This window comes from Pseudomonas reactans (assembly GCF_013385825.1).
GTDB classification, from domain to species: Bacteria; Pseudomonadota; Gammaproteobacteria; order Pseudomonadales; family Pseudomonadaceae; genus Aquipseudomonas; species Aquipseudomonas reactans.
This window is the reverse complement of the sequence record NZ_JACAPG010000006.1, coordinates 1-22,209: the sequence shown is the minus strand read 5'-3', so window position 1 is coordinate 22,209 and position 22,209 is coordinate 1. Positions and strand designations below refer to the sequence as shown.

Here is a 22,209-nt window from a genome sequence, read left to right as displayed (position 1 = left end):
GAGGACTCCAAAGGAAATCAAAAGCGGGCGAGGTCGCCGTAAATCCGTTCGATGCGCACCCAGGCGTCAGTGGCCTGGGCGGTGGCGGTGAGGTACTGCGTGCGCGCCGCGATCAGGGTGCGCTGGGCATCCAGCACGTCGAGGAAACTGAACTTGCCCATCTCGAAGCCCCGGGTGGCGCTGTCCACCGCGCTTTGCGCGGCCGGCAGGATCTGCTGGTTGAACGCGCGCACCTCAGTATTCGCGGACTGCCACAAGTCCAAGGCCTGACGGGTTTCAGTTCGCAAGCGCAGTTCGGCGGCGTTGCGCAGGTCGCGGGCCTGGTCGGCGCGGCGCGAGGCGGCGAGTACGTTGCCCTGGTTGCGGTTGAACAACGGAATCGGCATCGACACGCCCACCAGGTTCACCCGCTCGCGCACGCTGGCGTCGTACTGGCTGCCGATGGACACGTCGAGGTCAGGAATGCGCTGGGCCTTTTCCAGGACGACACTGGCTTCGTTTTGCAGGATGTTCAGTTCGGCCAGGCGCAACTCGGCGGTCTGCTCAAGGCGCGCCAGCAACTGGGTGGCTGACGGCACGGTCGGCGCGGACAGGTTTTGTGTCGCGACGGCCTGGAAGTTCGGTGCGGCGCTGCCCGTGCTAGCGGCCAGGCGACGGTAGGCATCGGTGAGGCCAATTTGCGCGCGGTCAAGTTCCAGGCGAATCTCCGATACTTGCACTTGGGCTCTTGTGGCTTCCACCGGCGAGGCTTTGCCTGCTGTCACCCGACCGTTGGCGACGACCAAGCCACGTTCGGCCACGGCCATGGAACGCTGCGCCAGGTCGAGGCGTTCCTGGGCGCGCAGAGCGCCGTAGTAGTTGTCGATGACTTCGGCGCGCAGGGTGTTGCGACGCTGTTCCAAGGTCAACGCGGCGGCGTCCTGGACGCGGGACGCCACATCGATGCGCGCCCCCCGTTTGCCGCCCAGTTCCAGCGCCTGGCTGATCTTGATGCTGGTGGTGCGAGAGTCGCGACGGGTGTCCTCCACATCCCACGAGGCCACCGGGTTGGGGATCAACCCCGCTTGCTGACGCCCCCCCTGGGCAATGTCGATCTCCCATTGCGCGGCCGCCAGGTCCGGGTTGTTGGCGAAGGCGGTTTGCAGGGCCGTGTCGAGGGTGAGGGTTTGTGCCTGGGCGGCGCATGCGGCTGCGGCTGCCCACAATGCCGCCGCCCCCAACAGTGTTCTAACCGAAAGTGCCATAACGAAAGTTCCACGCCCATGAAGTCGCTGAGGTGTCCCAGCGGGGGCAATGTAGCGTTCGGTACTTATCAGGGCGGTGGGCAGAACATTACAAATCCGTTAGCCAGGATCAGGCATGTACTTCGTCATGCTCGTCATGTTGGAAGCCTCCCCCCTCGACCTGAATAGTGGCGTGGGAAATATCGAATTGTTCATGCAGTAATGCCGTCACTCGGCTGAGGATCTGTTGCTCGGAGCCCTGGGCCGCGTCGGTGACCAGGTGAGTACTCAACACATTTTTGCCGCTGGTCAGGGCCCAGATGTGCAAGTCATGCACGTCCTTGACGCCTGGCACGCTGCGAATGCCCTGCTCGACCTGGTCGATATCAACGCCGTCCGGCACGCCTTGCAGCAGCACGTTCATGCTCTCCTTGAGCAGCGTCCAGGTGCGCGGCAACACCCAGAAACCGATGGCTGCCGCCACCAGGGAGTCAACCCATCCCCAGCCTGTGAACATGATCAACACCGCGGCGATGATCACGCCGATGGAACCGAGCATGTCACTCCACACTTCCAGGTAAGCGCCCTTGACGTTGAGGCTCTCGCCGCTGGCCGCGCTGAGCAGGCGCATGGAGATCAGGTTGACGATCAGCCCCAGCACCGCAATCACCAGCATGCCGGTGGACTGGATTTCAGCGGGCGCCTGCAGCCGTTGGTACGCCTCATACAGGATGTAGAACGCCACGGCGAACAACAGCAACGCATTGAACGCTGCGGCCAGGATCTCGAACCGCGCATAGCCGAAGGTGCGCTTGCGGTCGGCCGGGCGCTTGGCAATCTGGATGGCCACCAGGGAAATCGCCAGGGCCAGGGCGTCGGTCATCATGTGCGCGGCATCGGATAACAGCGCCAGGCTGCCGGTGACGAAGGCACCGATCACTTCGGCAATCATGAAGCTGCCGGTCAGGCCCAGGGCGATCCATAGCTTGCGTTCGTGGCCGGCGCGTACTTGGGCGTGGTTGTGTCCTGCGCTCATGGGGAGTGCTCCTGATCTGTTGTAGGAGCCGGCTTGCCGGCGATAGTGATGTTGACCCTAGGCGTCGATCTTACGGACCCCATCGCCGGCAAGCCGGCTCCTACAAAGATAGAGCCCTGGCGCAAAAACATTGGCATGCCTTGCAAATTTGTCATCTGCACGCCAGTTCACCGTTATTTTTGGCGCACCAAAATCGCACACGAGCGCTCTGCAACGGTTCTATCAGGTATGCTTTTCGAACAGGAAACAAAAAGAAACAATTTTCCCAACCTGTTCGATAAGGAGTCCCGTTTTGGAGTTATCGACTGCCGCGTGGATGGTTCACGACACCCGCCTTATGTTCTGTGTACTGCTGGCCATCGCCAGCATCATCGTGCTGATCAGTGCGACCAAATTACCGCCGTTCCTCTCGATCCTGATCGGCACGTTTATCGCCGGTGTCGGCGCCGGGCTGCCACCTGAAGAAGTGGCCAAGGCGTTCAGTAAAGGTGCCGGAGCCATCCTCGGTGAAGCCGGGATCATCATCGCCCTGGGCTCGATGCTCGGCGCGCTGATGGCGGAATCCGGTGCAGCCGACCGCATCGCCACCACCCTGCTCGGGTTGGGCAAGGGCAAGTCATTGCCCTGGGTGATGGCGCTGGTGGCCATGGTGATTGGCTTGCCGCTGTTCTTTGAAGTGGGCCTGGTGATGATGGTGCCGATCATCTTTGTGATGGCCAAGCGTTCGAACCAGCCATTGCTGAAAATCGCTATCCCGGCGCTCGCGGGTATGACCACGTTGCACGCCCTGATGCCACCGCACCCGGGGCCATTGATTGCGGTGGGCGCGTTGCACGCCGACCTGGGCCTGACCATGTTGCTGGGCTTCTGCCTGGCGGTGCCGGCAGTGATCCTGGCCGGCCCGATCTACGGCAACTGGCTGTCCAAGCGCCTGCATGTGGATGAACCGGCGGACATCGGCGCACTGTTCAGCGCACCGCCCAAGGCGCCGCGCCAGCCGAGTTTTGCGGTGTCGTTGCTGATCATTCTGTTGCCGGTGATTCTGATGTTGGGCAGCACCTTGGCCAAGGTCGCACTGCCGGCTGAAAGCACTGTCGGCCTGACCCTGAAATTCCTCGGCGAACCGCTGATCGCCCTCGGCCTGGCCGTGATCGCCGCCGTGATCTGCCTGGGCTGGGCCGCCGGCATGCCGCGCGCCGAGGTCGGCAACACCCTGCGCAAGGCGCTCGCGCCCATCGCCGTGTTGCTGCTGACCATTGGCGCAGGGGGTGGCCTCAAGCAAACGCTGTTGGACGCAGGCGTGAGCCAGACCATCAGCAAGGTCGCCGAAGGCGCGCACATGCCGTATCTGTTGCTCGCGTGGTTGATTGCGGTTGCGCTGCGCCAAGCCACCGGCTCGGCCACGGTGGCTACCACGACGACCGCAGGCATCCTCGCGCCGATGATGGCCGGGCTGGCGGCGACGCAAAGTTCACTGGTAGCCCTGGCGATCGGCGCCGGCTCGGTGTTCTTCTGCCACGTCAACGACGCCGGGTTCTGGATGGTGCGTGAATACTTCGGCTTGCAGTTGAAGCAGACGATCTGGGTGTGGTCGGTGTTGCAGACCATTGTTTCAGTCGTCGGCTTGATCGGTACGCTGCTGCTCTGGCACTTTTTGACTTAACGTCTAGGCAGCCAAGGTGTGGCGCTTGCCAAACAGCGCCACACTCACCACCCCCACCGCCCCCATCACCACGCAATATCCCACACAAATCCACGGGCTGGTCGGCATCAGCGCAATCAGCAACAACGGTGTGGTACTCGCCCACAGCGCGTAGGCAATGTTGTAGGTAAAGGAAATCCCCGACACCCGCACCTGCGCCGGAAACAGGCCGACCATCACCGACGGCACCGCGCCCACCACGCCACAGCTCAAGCCCGCCACGGCGTACGCCGCGCCCAGCCAGATGCCGCCGCTGATCAGGCTGGCGTACAGGACCGCAATCCCCACCGGCAGCAACAGGCTGTAGACCAGCACCGCGCGCCAGGCGCCGATGCGGTCGACCAGCAAGCCGGCCAGCACACAGCCGATATTGAGGAACACGATGCCCAGAGCGCTCAAGGCGAAGGTGTGGCTGGGGCTCATGCCGAAGGTTTTCTGCATCATGGTCGGGGTGATGACCACCAGCACCACCACGGCGGAGGTGAGCACGCAGGTGAGGATCATTGCCGGCAGCAGCACGGCGCGGTGGTCACGCAACACGGTGCGCAATGGCAGTTCGGCGGCGGCCTGGCGGCGCGCCTGCATTTCGAGGAACACCGGGGTTTCACTGAGCCAGCGACGCAGCCACACGCCGATCACGCCGAACACGCCACCGAGCAGGAAGGGAAAGCGCCAGGCATAGTCGAGTATTTCGGCCGGGGTGAAGACTTGCGCCAGCAGGGTCGCCGTCAGTGCACCGAGCAGATAGCCGAAGGTCAGGCCGGCTTGCAGGAAGCCCAGCGCGTAACCACGATGGTGGGGCGGCGCGTGTTCGGCGACGAAGGTCCAGGCACTGGGCACTTCACCGCCCACCGCAGCACCCTGCAGCACGCGCAGCGCCAGCAGGATCAGCGGTGCGAAATAGCCGATTTGCGCGTAGGTCGGCATGATCCCGATCAGCAGGCAGGGCAACGCCATCATCAGGATGCTCAGGCTGAACACGCGCTTGCGCCCCAGATGATCGGCGAAGTGCGCCATCAGGATGCCGCCCAGCGGGCGCGCCAGGTAGCCGGTCACAAAAATGCCGAAGCTTTGCAGAAGGCGCAGCCACTCGGGCATTTCGGGCGGGAAGAACAGTTGGCTCAAGGTCAGCGCGAAAAACACGAAGATGATGAAGTCGTAGATTTCCAGGGCACCGCCCAAGGCGGCCAGGCTCAGGGTTTTGTAGTCGGAGCGGGAAAAGCGCTGCGCCTGCGCAGGAAAGGTGGCGGTCATGTAGAGACTCGGCAGACAAACAAAATGGCGTGCAGGTTATGAGCTGAGCCCAATGATGGCAATCGCGGCAGATATATTTGTTTTCCTCATGGATCGATGAAGATAACTGCATTCCCATATCAATGGCCGTAGCGGAACATGCCGGAAAATTGCCTGCACCCTAATAACTATAAGAGGAAAGACTCGTGGCCGACGCTATCGAAGAAAGCCGCTATGCCCGATTTGCCCTGCGTTGCTCCAACTTCGCCGAACGCTGGTTTCCCGACTCCTGGGTGTTTGCGGCACTTGCCGTGATCATCGTCGCCGTGGCGACCCTGGGCATGGGCGCCGCGCCAACCGAAGCCGCCAAAGCGTTCGGTGACGGGTTCTGGAGCCTGATCCCCTTCACCATGCAGATGGCCTTTGTGGTGATCGGCGGTTATGTGGTGGCGAGTTCGCCACCGGCCGTGAAACTGATCGACCGCCTGGCGCGTATCCCGAAGAACGGCCGCTCGGCCGTGGCCTGGGTGGCGTTGATCTCGATGGTCGCCTCGTTGCTGAACTGGGGCCTGTCCCTGGTATTCGGCGGCTTGCTGGTACGGGCGTTGGCGCGTCGTACGGATTTGAAGATGGATTACCGCGCAGCCGGTGCGGCGGCGTATCTGGGGCTGGGCGCCGTGTGGGCATTGGGGCTGTCGTCGTCCGCCGCGCAGTTGCAGGCCAACCCGGCCAGCCTGCCGCCGTCGATCCTGTCGATCACCGGCGTGATCCCGTTCACCGACACTATTTTCCTGTGGCAATCCGGCGTGCTGCTGCTGGCATTGATCGTGGTCTCGCTGATCATCGCCTACGCCACCGCGCCCGGCCCGAACAGCGCGCGTGATGCCAAGGCCTGTGGCGTCGACCCGGCGTTCAACTTGCCCAAGATACAAGCACCGACTCGCCCAGGAGAGTGGCTGGAGCACAGCCCGTTGCTGACTATCCTGCTGGCATTGCTGGCGGCGGGTTGGCTGTTCCATGAGTTTTCGACCAAGCCGGCGATCAGTGCGATCTCGGGGCTGAACACCTACAACTTCCTGTTCATCATGGCCGGCGCCCTGCTGCACTGGCGCCCGCGCAGCTTCCTCGATGCGGTGGCCCGTGCAGTGCCGACCACCACCGGCGTGCTGATCCAGTTCCCGCTGTACGGTTCGATTGCCGCGCTGATGACCGTCGTGAAAGGCGGTGACGGCCAGACTCTGGCACACCACATCTCGACCTTCTTCACGTCCATCGCCTCCCACGATACCTACGCGCTGCTGATGGGCGTGTACTCGGCGGTGCTCGGTTTCTTCATTCCGTCGGGCGGCGGCAAGTGGATTATCGAAGCGCCCTACGTGATGCAAGTGGCCAATGACCTGCAATACCACCTGGGCTGGGCGGTGCAGATCTACAACGCCGCCGAGGCGCTGCCGAACCTGATCAACCCGTTCTATATGCTGCCGTTGCTGGGCGTGCTGGGGTTGAAGGCGCGGGATTTGATTGGATTTTCGTTCGTGCAGTTGCTGGTGCACACACCGCTGGTGCTGTTCTTGCTGTGGGCGTTGGGGACGACGTTGAAGTATTTGCCGCCGGTCATGCCTTGACCGCATCTTCCGATTAATCGCGTGGGGTTGTCCTACTCAAGACGACGACAACCCCTGACTCCTCCCATCAATGCCTTTGATTAACCTGTCTCGGCTTCCTCCTCACCTGACACCAAGGAAAATCCGATGACGCCCCTCTCCAAATCACTGGAAGAACTGATCACTGATATCTACAAGGACGACAACGTTTCGGTCCCTGAATACCGAGCATTGCGCGACGACGCAGACCGCCGCATGGCCGCCGTGATCAAGGAGTTCGGCCTGCATAACAACATCACCGCGTTCCAGAAATCGGTCGACGTGGCGATGCAGCTGTTGCAGACCAGTGTCATCGATGCAAAGAAGGCCAAGCTGACCGACACCGGCGAGGCCATCGTCAAGGATGCGGTGACGGCCCAGGTGGAATACTTGCGCGCGGGTAGCCAACTGGCTCTGCGCCTGCTGTGAAATCAGTGTCTTCGTTCCGTCACATTGCATTGCTACCGTCCTGCGAAATATCTTGCAACATCTCGCCAAGGACTCCCCCGCAATGAGTGACGAGCACGAAGACCGCCCTTCCCCCGATTCAGCCACCCAACCACCGGTCGACACCAGCCGCCGGCGCTTCTTGGGAGGCGCAGCGGTGTTGGGGGTCGGCGCGACGTTAAGTGCCTGCGGCAACACCAGCGAAGCGCCGGGCAAACCGGTGACACGTCCGCTCACGTCGCAAGAGTTGGACAAGGCACTGCACGATCAGGTGAAAACCGTGGTGGTGATTTATGCCGAGAACCGCAGCTTCAATAACCTGTTTGCAGATTTCCCAGGCGTGGAGAAACCGCTGTCAGCACTGTCTGCCGCCGATACACAGCAACGCGACCGCGACGGCAGCCCGCTGACCACCCTGCCACCGGCCTGGGGTGGCGTGCTGCAAGTCGGGCCGCAAACGGTCGACGGGGTGACCTACCCCAGCGAAGTGCAATTCCAGGAAAACCTGCCCAACGCGCCGTTCGCGCTTAAGGGCCCGAATGCCGAAGACCTGCCCCTGAGCCTGGTCACTCGCGACTTGTGGCACGTGTTCTATCAGAACCAGATGCAGATCAACGGCGGTAAAAACGACAACTTCGTCGCCTGGGCCGACTCGGGTGGCCTAGTGATGGGTCATTACGCCCAGAGCCGTTATTCCCTGCGCCTGTGGGACGTGGCCAAGGAGTTTGTACTCTGCGACAACTTCTTCCAGGGGGCATTTGGTGGCTCGTTCCTCAACCACCAGTACCTGATCAGCGCCACCGCGCCATTTTACCCGAATGCCGCGCAATCGGTGGCCAAGGCGCAGATCGCCACGCTGCAAAGCGATGACCCCACCGACCCGCGCCTCAAGCCGCTGGACAAGTCCCCGGCCAGCGCCATGACCGGCCCGCCGCAGTTCGGCCCCAGCGCGTTGACCCCCGACGGTTACGGCGTGAACACCCTGGCGCCGCCTTACTGGCCGACCTGGATCCGCGACCCGGAAAACCCGGACTACTCCAAACCCGACCTGCCCAACGTGCTGGTGCCGCAGACCCACGAACACATCGGCGACAAACTGTCGAAAAAGAATGTCGACTGGGCCTGGTACGCCGGTGCGTGGCAAGCCACCCTGGACCAGTTCAAGGATTCGGGCGGTATCCCGAAGATCCCGAACTTCCAGTATCACCACCAACCATTCAACTACTTCAAGCAGCAAGGCCCGGAAAATCGCGCCGAGCGTGACAAGCGCCTGCGCGATGGCGGTTTGGGCGATGAGTCCAGCACCAACACGTTCTTCGCCGACGCCCAAGCCGGCAAACTGCCCGCTGTGACCTTCTACAAGCCCCAGGGCAACCTGAACATGCACGCAGGCTATGCCGACGTGGCCTCGGGCGACCGCCATATCGCCCGTGCCTTGAAGGTACTGCAAGAGAGCCCGCAGTGGAAAAACATGGTGGTGGTGGTCACCGTCGATGAAAACGGCGGCTGGTGGGACCACGTGGCACCGCCCAAGGGCGACCGTTGGGGCCCTGGCACGCGGATTCCGGCGATTGTGGTGTCGCCGTTCGCGCGCAAAGGCACGGTGGACCATACGGTGTACGACACGGCGTCGATCCTGCGCTTGATCACCCGCGTATTCCAGCTAGAGACCCTGGATGGCCTTAAGCAGCGGGATGACGCAATGATCGCCCGCGGCCAGAAGCCAATGGGCGACTTGAGCAACGCATTGCAGTTCAGCCTGTAGGTTTTCTTATCCAATAGCGACACGCCTGGCGATTTAACACGCGGTTTTCCTGGTCAACCGCTACTGTGTGGAGGTGGGCTTTCACCCCGCGCAGACGGGCTTTCGCTGACAAGGAAACAACAATGTTTAAACCGACCAGGTTGTCCTTCGCCCTGGCCGCACTGATGGCGAGTGCGGTCGTACAGGCCGACATCGAGGTGCCATTGGGGAGTACGCAACGCGTGACCCAACTGTTCGCCTTCCCCAACAATTGCAGTGTGATCTGCTTTCGACCATGGACGCTGGAGCAGACTGCCGAGCACTATTTGAATCAGAGCCTGCAACGGGACGGCTACAGCCGCGCAAAAGTCAGCGTCAAGACCCATGACGGGCAGGTCTCAGCGACCTTCAGCGGTGTGCCTGACAGTTACGGTCAACCCCTGACCACCTTGCTCGATACCGCCGACCTGGCCTACCAAGGCGCCAGCAAACTCAACACTGACGGCAAGTGGGCCTACAACTGGTATTTGTTCCTGCCGCTGGGCATGGCCCTGGAAAACCGCAAGAGCATCGAACTGCTGCACTTCCCGCCGGATTACTCGCTGACCCAGGCTCAGGACTATCTGGAGTCGGCCACCACCGACCGCTGGGCCACCCTGCTCACGGACAATGGCATCCCGGCCACTGAAACGCCGGCTTACCAGACCATCATCGATATCGCCCCCATCGCCGCGCCCTCCAACGCGGGCAAGGACCTGGAAACCGTCTACAGCTACTTCACCGACTACCAGACACGCATGGTCCAGGAACTGAGCCTGCCCGCCAAAGGCGCATTGCCGATGGTGGCGTTTGGCGCTCCGGTGCGAAACTGGATCAAACAGCAATACGGCCAGACCGTGGGCGTACTGGGCCTGGCGCAGATCAGCCCGACGGCAGGCAAGAATGTGTCAGTGCTGGGCGCCAACCATCCAAGCTACATCTGGTATGCCGCAAACCCCGACACCTACGACGGTAATGAACAGAAAGCCGACGAGGCCGGCTTGAAGGTGATGGGGCAGGACCTGAGCGCCGCCTGCTGGCAGGCCGGAATGGGTCAGAAACCCGCGAGTGATCCGAACGTGTTGCTCAAGGCGTGCATGAATACGTGGCAAGTCACACGCAAAGAGCAGACCTGTGAGTTGTTCTACACCTCGGTGCGCAACTTGTCCCCGGAGGATGCAAACGCGAAATGCGCTACGCCCGCCATCAAGACGCAGTTGAAACAACTCAAGAATGCCGCCCCCACCCCAGCCATTGCAGCCCCGGCGCTGTAATTCGCAAAAAAAACCGATTTCTACTGTCAACATTGACAGTAGAAATCGGCTCCCTCTTCCGCGAGTCTTGAGCGGCGCCCATCAGCTGCAAGACTGGCAGTCAGACACCACCGGCAGGTCGATGCAGCCTAAACCAGGAGAGTCATGAAAACTCAGGCCAAGGATAAGGCTGAAACTGCTGTGAGCGACTGTCTCTACCCGTTCAAGCCCACGCTCGGACAAGGCTACCCTTCGAGCGAGAAATTCGAAGTGGTGCTGAACATTGAAGGCGTGGGGGTCGGAATCAGGGCACGCACGGCCTTCGACAGCCGTGTATGCATCGCCAAAGTCTCCGGCTACGCCCTGAGCGAGCGACGCCTGCACACGTTGCAGCTATCGTCGCGTACCCACCTCTACGACTGTTGGTTCAGTGGCCTGTTTTCACATTCATGTAAACCGAATGTGTTTCTCGACCTGCACTATCTGGAGGTCTGGGCCCTGTGTGAAATCCAGCCAGGCGAGCTGCTGACCATGGATTACGCCATGACCGAAGACGTGCTGTTCCGGCAGTTCGCATGCCAATGCGGCGAGCTGAACTGCCGAGGCTGGATTACCGGTCACGACGAGCTGCTGAACGCCGAGGGCCAGACGTTCATGGCCCAGTGGCGTGAACGCAAACGCCCTTAGGCTTCACCCAACGGACGCAGGCGATACTGCGGCGGCAATTGCTCGAAGCCACTGATGGTGGTGTTCAAGCTCTTCCAGCGCCCATCCTTGATGCCGTAGATGCAGCCATGGATCGACAGGCTCTGCCCACGGTGCCAGGCGTTTTGCACAATGCTGGTGTGGCCGACGTTGGCCACTTGCTGGATCACGTTCAGCTCGCACATACGGTCGACGCGCTCTTCTTCGGTCGGCAACTGGGCCAGCACGTCACGGTTTTCGTAATAGAGGTCACGAATAGTGCGCAGCCAGCCATCGATCAGGCCAAATTGGCGGTCCTGCATCGAGGCGCGCACGCCGCCGCAGCCATAGTGGCCGGTGACCAGGATGTGCTTGACCTTGAGCACGTCCACTGCGTACTGGATCACCGACAGGCAATTGAGGTCGGTGTGCAGCACCACGTTGGCCACGTTGCGGTGCACAAACAGGTCACCCGGCAGCATGCCGACGATCTCGTTGGCCGGTACGCGGGCGTCGGAACAGCCGATCCACAGATATTCCGGCGTTTGCTGGCGGGCGAGCTTGGCGAAGAATTCGGGATCTTCCTGTTTGATCGCGTCCGCCCAGCGTTCATTGTTATCAAGCAGGTCTTGTAGTTCGTTCATCAGGGAAAGCCTCAGGAATGATGCGCAGTTTTGTGACTGACAACCCCACGTCCAAGTCACGCCCTGCCGGTGAATAACAAGCGTGAATTAGCTTGAATCTTTGGGCCGCTCAGCCTGTCCACACACTATAAGCCCCACAGTATGAGGATTGGCCATGACTGAATCACGACGTCCCTACGGCGCTACGCAACCCGAACCCATTGATGACAATGAAGATCGCATGGGCTCGATGCGCGAGCTGGATTTTGACCAGGATGAGCCCTCGGCGCAGAGCGGTGATGATTTAACCCCGGAAACGTTGATCCGGGAGGATGGCGCGCGGGATGCCAGGGAGGAAGGTGAAGACAATCCGGCGGATTACGACCTGAGTATCGTGGACGAAGATGAGATCGGCGGCGGCAATGGCTTGGATGAGGCCGAACTGGCCGATGTCGACCCGATAAACGGTAAACCCTGAGCGTTTGTAGGAGCCCGGCTTGCCGGCGATGGCGATCTTGAGGACGCTATCGCCGGCAAGCCGGGCTGCTACAGAGGGGCGCGTCAGTCGACCAGGGTACAGGCCATGACGACCGCATCTTCGCGGCCACCCACGGCGGGGTAATAATCCCGCCGACGGCCGATTTCGTTGAAGCCATAACGCTCATACAGGCGAAACGCGCCGGTATTGCTGTCGCGCACTTCCAGGAAGCACTCACGCGCACTGGCGGCGTAGGCGCGGGACATCAGGTGCTCCAGCAGCGCCAGCCCAAGGCCGCGGCCCTGGTTTTCCGGCTTGACGGTGATGTTCAGCAGGTGCGCCTCATCAAGGATGATCTGCACCACGCCGTGCCCCACTTGCTGCTCACCTTCAAACATCAGCCAGATCTGGTACTTGCCCAGCCCGTCTAGAAAGATCCCGCGGGTCCAGGGGTGGCTGAACGCCGCGTATTCGATTTTCAGCACGGCGTCGAGGTCGGCCTCGGTCATCGGGCGGAAGGATAAAGCCTCACTCATCGGTTGTTTTCCAGCGCGCCATTAGCCGGCGCATGGCTTGCCAGACATCAGCCTTACGCTGTGGCTCTTCCATTAATAATTCCAGGCCCGGCAGGGCCCATACCGAGCCCAGGCTTTCGACCTGCAGTTCGCGGTACCAGGCCTCGGCATTGGCTTCGCCGGCAAAGCGCACGGCCGGCAGGCCGATCAACCACAGGCACACACAGGGTTCGTCTTCCAGACGTGCCGAGACAAAACCCTGCACAAAATCCCGCGCAGCTTCCGGGCCCTGGTCCATGTTGCCGCGTACCAGTAACGGCCAGCGCACCGGGTCGCCGACGATTTGCGGGCTGTCGGGCAGGCCGGCGGCACGCAGCATGTCTTTTAGCAGCATGTAGGCGGGGTCGCGGGTCTGGAAGCGTTCGCCGGTAGGCAACTCCACCAGCAGCAGACAGCGCCCGGCCCGCAGCAATTGCAGGGCGAAACGCGGCGGCGGCACCACCGGGGCCTTGACCACCGGCGCAGCCTCTTCGACCACCTTGGCCGCCTTGGTCACCGGCGATGGACGCGGCACTTCGATCTTCGCCCGCTCGACGACCGGGCGCGCCTCAGGCGCTGGCTTGACCACCGACACCGGCGCGGCCGCCTCCTCGCCAGACGACTCGAACGCCTCATAGGGCTCAAGCGCCTGCAACAGCTCGGGCCGCGATGGCGCGGCGAACGGCAGTTCGGTGCGGGGCAGCCAGTTGACCACCTGCATGGCGGTCAAGTAAGCGCGACGTCGGGACTCGATAAGCACAGCTCGGCCACTTGTGGATAACTAAAGAGCGGGGATTCTACCGCTGTTCGGCAACAATCGCCCACTGCGCACTGACCGGCTGTGGATAAATCCCGCGTCCGATGCAGTACAATCGCGACTTTTAATCGCCAACCAGCCGGCCATTCCGATGATCGAACCCAAGCGCGTCTTGCGCGCCCTCGCCGAACACTGGGCCCTGCTTGAGCCACTGTGCGAACACTTCGACCAAGGCACCTTGAGCCTGGGCGAGTTGCGCGCGCAATTGGCGGCCCAACAACTGGACAGCACGCCACAGGACATTACCAGCCTGCTGGACGTGTGGATTCGCCTGGATATCCTGGTGCCTGTCGCCAAGAGCCCGAACCGTTTCGAGCTCAACGCGCAGATCCACGATTTCCTGGCGTATCTTCGCAAGGAGCACCGGCTTGGCCTGTGCCTGGAAATCGAAGCCTACCTGCGCCACCTTGAGCGCCTGGCCGGTTATATCCAGGACGCCTTCGACATCCGTGATGGCCACGACCTCGCCCGCCAACTGCGCCTGCTCGACATGCGCGTGCGGGACGTGCTGAAAAAACTCGCCAATGACGAACAGGCCCTCGCCGCCGTGGCCGACCGGGCCAAGACCAGCGACCGGCAGATCCCGTTGCGCCAGCGCTACGCCGAAGTCCTGGCGACCTGGGACGAATACGTCGAACCGATGATCCAACTGGTGAACGCCGACGGCGCCTTCGAACAAGGCGTGCGCAAGGTGGAAAATGTGCTGCTGCGCATGCTCACAGAACAACAGCGCCTCGGCCACCTGGTGGATGACGACATGCTGCTGCGCACCCACGCACGCATCCTCGAAATGCAGACCAGCGCCCAGTTGACCTTGCGCCATGCGCGGGAACTGCTGCTGCCGCTGCGTGAAGAAGCGCGCCGGCACAACGCCGTGACCCGTGGCGCGGCGCTGGCCCTGTCGGCCATCCGCCGTAAAGGGCTGGACGCAGTGCCGCAAGCGGCGATGCCGATGTTCACCAGGCCGCAAAGCACCTTCCTCGGCAGTGCCAGCCAGGTGGAAGCTTATGTGTACGCCCTGGCGAACTTTGAGCCGAAACCGGCGAAGTTTCCGAAGGCGCACAAATCCTACAAAGGCGAAGCCCAGCGCGCGCCGCGCACGGTCAAGGAGATGCTCGAACGCTGCGAAGACGCGCTGCCGATGCCGGACCTGATGACCTGGCTGCTGGAGCAGGAACCGGACGGCGCCACCGACGAATTGCTGTACTGGTTCTCGCGCCTGTCCCGCGAAAAACGCTTCAAGCGCGAACGCCTGGAACGCCGCGAGTACCACACAACCGAGCACCAGGTCAGCCTGCGCTCCTTCGCCCTGCTCCCGGCCGCTGTTGAAGCGACCGAGAATTCCGCGAGCACACCTCATGCATCTTGATCTATCCGAACTGTCACAGCTGGCGCCGATCTTTCGCGAGCTGTTCAAGGGTTACCACGTCAGCCGCCGCGACCCGGAGCTGTACGCGCAACTGTCGAACTTCCAGGACCAGTACCGCACGCTGTTCAAGGCCCTGGGCTTTGAACTGGTCTGCGATACCCGTGGTTTTTACTACTTCGTGCCGGACACCGCCGTGGCCGCCGCGCAGGTGAACAAGACTGCCCAGCGCCTGGCATTGTTCACCTTCATCATCGTCGAGCACCTGGCCGACCAGGGCCGCGATCCGATTGCCGTGCTTGATGGTGGCAGCCTCGGCCGTGATGAACTGCCGTCGCTGCTGGAGAAGTACCGCGACCTGTTTATCCAGGCCGAAGTGCAAACCCAGGAAGAACTCGAAGAAAAAATCATGCGCCGCATGACCCAGCTGGGTTTTGCCAGCGAGGACAACGGTATCTATCGCTTCCTGCCGCCCATGCACCGTTTCCTTGATGTGTGCCTGTCGGTGCAGCAAGACCGTGATCTCGCGGCCAGCGTGCACAGCGTGTTGCCGCTGCCGGCACCGGTGATCATCGACGAAGACAGTGATGAGAAATTGCTGAAAACCGATGACCCGCTGGACTTGAGTGACTTTGCCGACGAAAGCGAAGAAGACGCCCTGGCCCGCGCCATTGCCGAAGAACAGGAGACCGACGCATGAGTAAGGAACGCTACGGCATCCGCCGCTTCGCCCTATTGAACACCGCCGGTTACAGCCTGGGCTTGTTCCCGCTGGAAGAACCGCTGTCGGTGTATGGCGCGAACAACCTGGGTAAATCCGCCTCGATCAACGCCTTGCAGTTCCCGATCCTGGCGCGCATGTCGGACATGAGTTTCGGCAAGTACACCCTGGAACAATCGCGGCGCTTCTACTTTGCCACCGACACCAGCTACATCCTGGTGGAAGTCTCCCTGCCCCACGGCCCGCATGTCATCGGCGTGGTCGGGCGCGGCCCGGGCGGTGGTTTCGGTCACCAGTTCTTTGCCTATGCGGGCAAGCTGGACCTGGCCCACTACCAGAAGAACGACACCTGCCTGCGTCAGAAAGAACTGTTCACCAACCTTGAGCGCGAAGGCCTGAAAGCCTACGAACTCAAGCCGGATGAACTGCGCCGTTTGCTGGTGGGCGGCCACACGTCGATCCCATTGGACCTGACCCTGATTCCGCTGCGTTCCACCAGCGAGCAGAGCCTGAAGACCTTCCGCGCGCTGTTTATCAACCTGCTGCACATGCGCGAAATCACCGCGGCCAAGCTCAAGCAGCTGTTCCTCGATGCGTTTGAACACAGCCTGCGTTCCGGCAGCGTGGATTACATCGCTGCGTGCGAAGAAGCCTTCCGCGATGTACGACGCATGGAGCAGGACTACAACTCGCTGGTCGCCGCCGGGCCGCTGGTCGAGGCGTTGTCCAATGGTGTTCGCCAGCGCGACGTGCTGCGCGGCAAGTTGCATCGCCTGTCGCCATTGCTCGATTCGTTGCTGGGTACCTGGTCGGACTACGCCAGTGCGCGCAAGGAAGAGCTGACCATCCAGGCCGAGCACTACCGCAATGAACAGGACGCGCTGCAGAACGACCAGCGTGGCGGCACGCAGGAGCTGATGCGCCTGGAGCGTGAGATCAGCGGGATCCAGCGTTGGCTGGGCGAGCTGTCGGTGCTCAAGCATCGTTTTGCCCTGGTGGATGACGTGAAAGTGCTGGAGCAGCAGTTGCTGGCGGCCAAGGATGCGCACGATGAATTGGCGGGGGCCTTGGCGCAGTCCCGGCAGTTCAGCGCCGAGGACCTGGACGAGCGTCTGCGCGACTTGGAAAAGCGCTTGAAGTCGGTCAAGCAGCAGCTCGACCACGCCGACAACAACAGCTACGCCAAGCTGCGGGAGGAATTCTCACAGCAGGACGTCGAGCGTCTGATGCGCCTGTTCAACAGTTCGTTGTTCAGCCTGCCGTTGGGCGAGCACGGCATCACCCTGGACGAGGATGGCCAGTGGGTCAAATCCCTGGAGCAGATCCTCGACGGCTTCAAGGGCGAGCGTTTTGAAGTGCCGGGGCTGTCCATCGACATCTCCCACATTGAGCCGCCAGCATTGCAGGCACTCGCGGATCGCGCGGCATTGCGCGACCAGAAAGAGCGTCTGGAGAAAGAACTCAAGCAACTGAAAACCCAGCAGGCTGTCGCCTCTGACCGCGCCGCGAGCAAGACTCAGACCGAAGCGTTGTACCAGCAGGTGCTGGATGCGCAAAAGGCCTTGGAAGACTTCCGCCGCGCACAAACCCTGAGCGCAGAAGAAGGCGAGAAGCTGGAAAACCTGGCGCAGATGGAAGCGGCGCAGGATGAGTTGAAACGCTCCAGTGATGCCTTCACTGAACGCGTCCAGCAACTGTCGGCCAAGCTGCAACTGGTGGGCCGTCAGATCGGCGATATGGAAGCCAAGCAGCGCACGCTGGATGACGCGTTGCGTCGTCGTCAGTTGCTGCCGGCTGACTTGCCGTTCGGTACACCGTTCATGGACCCGGTCGACGACTCCATGGACAACCTGCTGCCGTTGCTCAATGACTATCAGGACAGTTGGCAAGGGTTGCTGCGCGCTGATGGCCAGATCGAAGCGTTGTATGCGCAGGTGCGCCTCAAGGGCGTGGCCAAGTTCGACAGCGAGGATGACGTTGAGCGTCGCCTGCAGCTGCTGATCAACGCCTATGCACACCGTACCGACGAAGCGCTGACGCTGGGCAAGGCTCGTCGAGCGGCAGTCACCGACATTGCGCGGACCCTGCGCAATATCCGCAGCGACTACGACAGCCTTGAACACCAACTGGCGCTGTTCAACCGCGAGATCAACAAGCGCCAGGTGTCCAACCTGCAAAGCTTCCGCATCGTGCTGGCGCCGAACAAGGAAGCGCTCAAGCACATCGACCAGATCATCCACAGTGCGGGTCAGTATGAAGAAGGCGAAACACTGTCGGTGTTTGACCTGAGCCAGAGCGCCGAACAGGACAACAAGAACGAAGAAGCCAAGGAATACCTGGCTCGCCTGGTGGCCGCCAACCACAACCAGTTGGGCCTCAAGGACTTGTTCGAGCTGGCGTTCGAGATCACCAAGGTGCATGGCCAGCCGGTGATCCATACCGACATCGATGGCGCGGCGTCCAACGGCACCACCATGACCATCAAGGCGCTGACCAACATGTATTTGTTGCTGCACTTGATGGACCGCGACCAGGCCGGGCGCGTGCGTCTACCGTACTACCTCGACGAGGCGGCGGACATCGACGAGAAGAACCAGGCGGCGTTGCTGGAAACCAGCTTGCAGCTGGGCTTCGTGCCGATTCTGGCCAGTGTGAAGCCGCAGGTGTCGGCGCAGGTGGCAATCGACCTGGAAGGCGGCAGCGGGCCGAACGGGATCTATATCGATGAGGCGGACTGGAAGTACATCCGTCGCCATGATGTGGTGAAGGCGACGATGAATGTACAGGCGGACGAGCCGGAGCTGGATGAAGTCTGATTTGTTTCGCTGAAATGCAAAAGGCCGCGATCTTCTGGATCACGGCCTTTTTTGTGAGCGCTTATTTGCCGAGTGGGATTTTAGGCGCCCAGGTCAGCCATTCATCTTCAAACTTGTCGAACAGCGGGAAGGTTTGTTGTGGCCTGGCGGCATTGCCCATGCGCTCGCCGTCCGGTGTCGCGAAGGCGATGCCACCGGCAACCAACGTCTCCAAGGATTCAGTACGCACAGTAGCGCCTTTGAATAGACCGAAATCGAGGCCAAACCCACTGGTATTCCAGAAGCGGCTACCGCCTCGTACCAGTGGCGCATATTTAGGCTCGATAAGGATATGGATCAGCACACGGTCTGCGGTCTGGCCCAATTCGTAGCCGGTCACTTTGCCCACGGTGACTTCGCGATAGGTGACCGGTACACCTTCCTTCAGCGAACCGCGGCGTGCGGCGCTGAGGGTCAGACTCAAACCAGCCTCCTGATGCACAGCTTCTGGGGGTTGATCCAGCGCGACAAAACTCTTTTGTGGGCCGGCATTTTTCGCCGCTGGCTGCACTTCGATGTATTGCCCAGTGACCAGGGTTTCCAGGTTGGAGGTTTTCATCAGACCCAGCTCAGGCTTGACCACCCAGAACTGGCTGCCGACGCGTGCGATGCGGTCTGCTACCTGAGTGATGCGTGCGCTGAGCAGCACCGATTGCATGTCGGCACTGAGGTCGACACTTTCAATCTTGCCCACATCCAGACCTTTGAAACGTACCGGAGTACCTGGGCGCATGCCGTCGGCGCGGTCGACCTTGATGGTCACCAGCGTGCCGTGCTGGTTGGCGGCTTCGCGGTCTGCAAACAGACGGAAACGCGGGATGCGCTTTTTCAGCGGTACGTTTGGTTCCGGGGTTTCGAAGGCGATGCCGCCGGCCATCAGGCTGGCCAGGGATTCACTCTTGACCTGGATGCCGCCGGTGAGGCCACCGGTCAGGGTGACGCCGCTGGCGTTCCAGAAGCGCGTCGAGCCGTTGACCAGGTTTTCGTATTCCTTCTCGATGTGGACGCCGATCACCAGTTGCTTGTTCTTGCGCGAGAACTGGTAGCTCTGCACCGAGCCGACCTTGACCTGCTTGTAGAGGATCGGGCTGCCGACATCCAGGGAGCCGAGGTTGTCGGTGAACAGCACCATGTGCAGGCCTGGCGAGCGCAGGTCCAATGGTGGGGCCTTGGCCCGGGCCACGTACTCCCTTTGTGGAGGGGTGCCTTTGTCGCCTGGGCGAATGGCGATGTAGTTACCCTTGACCAAGGCCTCAAGCCCGGTGATACCTGCCAAGGATATGGAAGGTTTGACGACCCAGAATTGAGTGTCCTGTACCAGGTAATCTTCGGCCAGGGGATCGAGCGTCAGTTCTGCGTTGGCACTGGAAAGGTCTGGGTTGATCTTCAGGGTTTTCAGGCTGCCGACCTGGATGCCTTTGTACATGACAGGGGTGCGCCCCGCCTGCAGGCCTTCGAAGTCGGTGAGCTTGACCTTGACCCTGATGCCGGCAGCGGCCGCATCGAAATCTTCATACAAACGGAAGGGCAGGCTCGGATCGGTGGGCGGACTGTCTTTGCGATTCTCCGGCGTGGCGAAGGCGATACCGCCGGCGACGATACTGGAGAGCGATTCGCTACGGACTTTCACACCGGACAGGTTGGCGTCGATGCTGATGCCGCTGGCGTTCCAGAAACGTGTGTGTTTACGCACCAGGCTGGCGTAGGTGGGTTCGATGTAGACCTTGATCTCGACCGTGCTCTGGTCTTCGGAAAGCAGGTAGCTTTTGACCTGGCCGACCTGGATCTGTTTGTAGAACACCGGACTGCCACGGTTGAGTGAGCCAAGGCGGTCGGCCTTGACGGTCAGGTGCAGGCCGGGCTTGGCATCGGACAAAGGCGGCTCTTCGGAGAGCGCCTTGAATTTGCGTGTGGGCTCCCCGTCGCCAGGGCTCGCGGCGATGTAGTTACCTGACACCAGGGTTTCCAGGCCGGTGATACCGGCGAGGGTGACGCTCGGTTTGACCAGCCAGAAACGCGTGTTGGTCTTGAGGTACTGGTCGACGTCCTTGTTCATCTCGATGGTGGCGATCACCCCGCGATTGTTGCCTTCGTCATCCAAGGCCAGCGCCTTGACCTTACCCACCGGCATGCCTTTGTAGACCACTTCGGTCTTGTTGACCTGGATGCCTTCACCGCTTTCAAAGCGCACCTGGATATCGATGCCCTGTTGGGAATAGGCACGCCACCCCAGCCAGCCACCGATGATCAGGGCAATCAGGGGCAGCACCCAAATGGCCGACCAGTTGGAGGCTGGGCGGGTTTTAGCTTTAGGCAAATCACTCATGGTCGTCGTCCGACTCCGTGTTATCCCAAATCAGTCGGGGATCGAAAGTTACTGCGGCAAGCATCGTCAAGATCACCACACTGGCGAACGCTGCCGCGCCGAGATTGGCCTCGACACTGGCAAGGCGCCCAAAGTTTACAACCGCCACCAGGATGGCGATCACGAAGATATCCAGCATGGACCAGCGGCCAATGAATTCGATAAAGCGGTACATCACAATGCGTTGTTGCGCGGACAGCGGTTGGCGACGCTGCACCGAGAACAGTAGCAGACCTATGCCGACCAGCTTGAACGTTGGCACCAGGATACTGGCAATGAACACCACAGCGGCGATGGGGAACATGCCGTGCTGCACCAGTTGGATCACACCCGCCATGATGGTACTGGGATCGCCCTGACCAAGGGAGTTGATAGTCATGATCGGCAACAGGTTGGCGGGAATGTACAAGATGGCCGCCGTAATCAGCAGCGCCCATGTGCGGGCAAGGCTGTTGGGGCGACGAGCATGGATCAGCGCACCACAACGCGTGCAAATTTGCTCGTCGCTGTCGGCGTCTTGTTTGTTCAACTCATGGCATTCGGTACAAATCAGAATGCCTGCATCAATCGCCCGCATGTTCATCCTCTCCTGACAACGCTTGCCAGATCTGGTGGGGCGACATCACCACCTCAAGCAATACCTGAACCATTAACAAGCTGACAAAGCAGACAAGACCGAGACCTACCGTGATGGCGGCCATATCGGCGAGTTTAACGATCGCTACCAGCACGCCCATCAGGTAGACCTCCAGCATCCCCCAGTCTTTCATGTGATGGTAGATGCGGTACAACAGCAGTCCATAACTGCGGCCGATGTTCCATCGGATGCTGAGCAACACTGCCAACTGGCAGAGCAGCTTGAGCAAGGGAATACCCATGCTGCACAGGAAGACGACAGCGGCGACGCCTTGCATGCCGGTATCGAACAGGGCGACGACGCCGCTCCAGACGGTGTCTTCGGAGGACTGCCCAAGTAGATTGAGCTGCATGATCGGCAGAAAGTTCGCGGGGATGTACAACAGCAACGCCGCCAGCACCAAGGCAAGGCTTCGCTCAACGACGTTATGGCGGTGAGCGTACAGCTCGTAACCGCAACGCGGGCATTGGGCTTTTTCGCCGAGGGCGAGCACTGGTTTGCGCATCAGTAAATCGCACTCATGGCATGCCACCAGGTCGTCCAGTGGTAAATCCGACACCTCAAGGGCATCAACCGGATCGGGCATAGGTAGGGCTCAGACTCTAAAAAAGGTTAGGTGCCTATTCTAGTGGTCTGGTTCAGAAATAACTGTGCAAATTTGTCGGGGGATTTGCGGTGCTGAACTTTTCGACCGCCCAAAACAAAACCCCATCTGCTTTCGCAAATGGGGTTTCGGAATTTAATCTTGACGATGACCTACTCTCACATGGGGAAACCCCACACTACCAT

Annotated in this window: 19 protein-coding genes; 10 read left to right on the top strand and 9 right to left on the bottom strand. The window is 61.0% G+C overall.

Features of this window, described 5'->3' with window-relative positions:
- Positions 1-17: 17 nt before the first annotated feature.
- Both HX868_RS06140 and HX868_RS06135 read right to left on the bottom strand, forming a co-directional pair.
- Complete coding sequence (locus tag HX868_RS06140) at positions 18-1,244, bottom strand: TolC family protein (protein WP_177002267.1); 1,227 nt, start codon at positions 1,242-1,244, stop codon at positions 18-20.
- A 109-nt stretch (positions 1,245-1,353) separates the two neighbouring features.
- Positions 1,354-2,259 (bottom strand): cation diffusion facilitator family transporter, encoded by a 906-nt coding sequence (locus HX868_RS06135; RefSeq protein ID WP_177002266.1) that lies wholly within the window; start codon positions 2,257-2,259, stop codon positions 1,354-1,356.
- Between the two features lie 292 nt (positions 2,260-2,551).
- Between HX868_RS06135 and HX868_RS06130 the strand changes: the two genes are divergently transcribed.
- Complete coding sequence (locus tag HX868_RS06130) at positions 2,552-3,922, top strand: GntT/GntP/DsdX family permease (RefSeq protein WP_095014586.1); 1,371 nt, start codon at positions 2,552-2,554, stop codon at positions 3,920-3,922.
- Between the two features lie 3 nt (positions 3,923-3,925).
- On the opposite strand, the gene HX868_RS06125 is transcribed toward HX868_RS06130, so the two are convergent.
- Positions 3,926-5,215 (bottom strand): MFS transporter, encoded by a 1,290-nt coding sequence (locus HX868_RS06125; RefSeq protein WP_177002265.1) that lies wholly within the window; start codon positions 5,213-5,215, stop codon positions 3,926-3,928.
- A 185-nt stretch (positions 5,216-5,400) separates the two neighbouring features.
- Here HX868_RS06125 and HX868_RS06120 point away from each other — a divergent pair, with 185 nt between their 5' ends.
- From HX868_RS06120 to HX868_RS06100, 5 genes are all read left to right on the top strand, one after another.
- On the top strand, positions 5,401-6,819 hold the full coding sequence (locus tag HX868_RS06120) for a short-chain fatty acid transporter (protein WP_095014582.1): 1,419 nt from the start codon (positions 5,401-5,403) through the stop codon (positions 6,817-6,819).
- Between the two features lie 126 nt (positions 6,820-6,945).
- Complete coding sequence (locus HX868_RS06115; RefSeq protein ID WP_177002264.1) at positions 6,946-7,266, top strand: hypothetical protein; 321 nt, start codon at positions 6,946-6,948, stop codon at positions 7,264-7,266.
- 82 nt (positions 7,267-7,348) lie between these two features.
- Positions 7,349-9,049 carry an acid phosphatase gene (locus HX868_RS06110; protein WP_177002263.1) on the top strand — a complete coding sequence of 567 codons (1,701 nt, stop codon included), beginning with the start codon at positions 7,349-7,351 and terminating at the stop codon, positions 9,047-9,049.
- A 122-nt stretch (positions 9,050-9,171) separates the two neighbouring features.
- Positions 9,172-10,341 carry a hypothetical protein gene (locus HX868_RS06105; protein WP_177002262.1) on the top strand — a complete coding sequence of 390 codons (1,170 nt, stop codon included), beginning with the start codon at positions 9,172-9,174 and terminating at the stop codon, positions 10,339-10,341.
- 144 nt (positions 10,342-10,485) lie between these two features.
- Positions 10,486-11,007 (top strand): SET domain-containing protein-lysine N-methyltransferase, encoded by a 522-nt coding sequence (locus HX868_RS06100; RefSeq protein WP_177002261.1) that lies wholly within the window; start codon positions 10,486-10,488, stop codon positions 11,005-11,007.
- On the opposite strand, the gene can is transcribed toward HX868_RS06100, so the two are convergent.
- On the bottom strand, positions 11,004-11,648 hold the full coding sequence (gene can, locus HX868_RS06095) for a carbonate dehydratase (RefSeq protein ID WP_003188288.1): 645 nt from the start codon (positions 11,646-11,648) through the stop codon (positions 11,004-11,006). The two genes, HX868_RS06100 and can, sit on opposite strands and share 4 nt — an antisense overlap.
- A gap of 154 nt (positions 11,649-11,802) precedes the next feature.
- Between can and HX868_RS06090 the strand changes: the two genes are divergently transcribed.
- A complete protein-coding gene (locus tag HX868_RS06090; protein ID WP_095014577.1) occupies positions 11,803-12,105 on the top strand; it encodes a serine kinase/phosphatase in 303 nt (100 codons plus the stop codon).
- An 83-nt stretch (positions 12,106-12,188) separates the two neighbouring features.
- Here the strand turns inward: HX868_RS06090 and rimI are convergent, their stop codons facing one another.
- Together rimI and HX868_RS06080 are read right to left on the bottom strand one after the other, a co-directional pair.
- The gene (gene rimI / locus HX868_RS06085; RefSeq protein ID WP_005784514.1) at positions 12,189-12,641 is read right to left on the bottom strand and encodes a ribosomal protein S18-alanine N-acetyltransferase; all 453 of its coding nucleotides are present in this window, start codon (positions 12,639-12,641) and stop codon (positions 12,189-12,191) included.
- A complete protein-coding gene (locus HX868_RS06080) occupies positions 12,634-13,380 on the bottom strand; it encodes an energy transducer TonB (RefSeq protein WP_177002525.1) in 747 nt (248 codons plus the stop codon). The genes rimI and HX868_RS06080 overlap by 8 nt, the downstream gene beginning before the upstream one ends.
- 187 nt (positions 13,381-13,567) lie before the next feature.
- Here HX868_RS06080 and mksB point away from each other — a divergent pair, with 187 nt between their 5' ends.
- From mksB to mksF, 3 genes are read left to right on the top strand one after another with little or no spacing between them, the layout of a single operon-like run.
- Positions 13,568-14,845, top strand: coding sequence for an Mks condensin complex protein MksB (gene mksB, locus HX868_RS06075; RefSeq protein WP_177002260.1), 1,278 nt, complete (start codon positions 13,568-13,570; stop codon positions 14,843-14,845).
- Complete coding sequence (mksE, locus tag HX868_RS06070) at positions 14,835-15,542, top strand: Mks condensin complex protein MksE (RefSeq protein ID WP_016974932.1); 708 nt, start codon at positions 14,835-14,837, stop codon at positions 15,540-15,542. Before mksB ends, mksE begins: the two co-directional genes overlap by 11 nt.
- Positions 15,539-18,379: an Mks condensin complex protein MksF gene (mksF, locus tag HX868_RS06065; RefSeq protein ID WP_028618682.1), complete on the top strand. Its 2,841-nt coding sequence runs from the start codon at positions 15,539-15,541 to the stop codon at positions 18,377-18,379. The genes mksE and mksF overlap by 4 nt, the downstream gene beginning before the upstream one ends.
- Before the next feature lie 61 nt (positions 18,380-18,440).
- Here the strand turns inward: mksF and HX868_RS06060 are convergent, their stop codons facing one another.
- From HX868_RS06060 to HX868_RS06050, 3 genes are read right to left on the bottom strand one after another with little or no spacing between them, the layout of a single operon-like run.
- Positions 18,441-20,744 (bottom strand): PqiB family protein, encoded by a 2,304-nt coding sequence (locus tag HX868_RS06060; RefSeq protein ID WP_095014571.1) that lies wholly within the window; start codon positions 20,742-20,744, stop codon positions 18,441-18,443.
- Positions 20,737-21,360 (bottom strand): paraquat-inducible protein A, encoded by a 624-nt coding sequence (locus HX868_RS06055; protein ID WP_033898388.1) that lies wholly within the window; start codon positions 21,358-21,360, stop codon positions 20,737-20,739. Before HX868_RS06055 ends, HX868_RS06060 begins: the two co-directional genes overlap by 8 nt.
- Positions 21,347-22,006, bottom strand: a complete 660-nt coding sequence (locus HX868_RS06050) for a paraquat-inducible protein A (protein ID WP_033898387.1) — start codon at positions 22,004-22,006, stop codon at positions 21,347-21,349. Before HX868_RS06050 ends, HX868_RS06055 begins: the two co-directional genes overlap by 14 nt.
- Positions 22,007-22,209 lie beyond the last annotated feature (203 nt).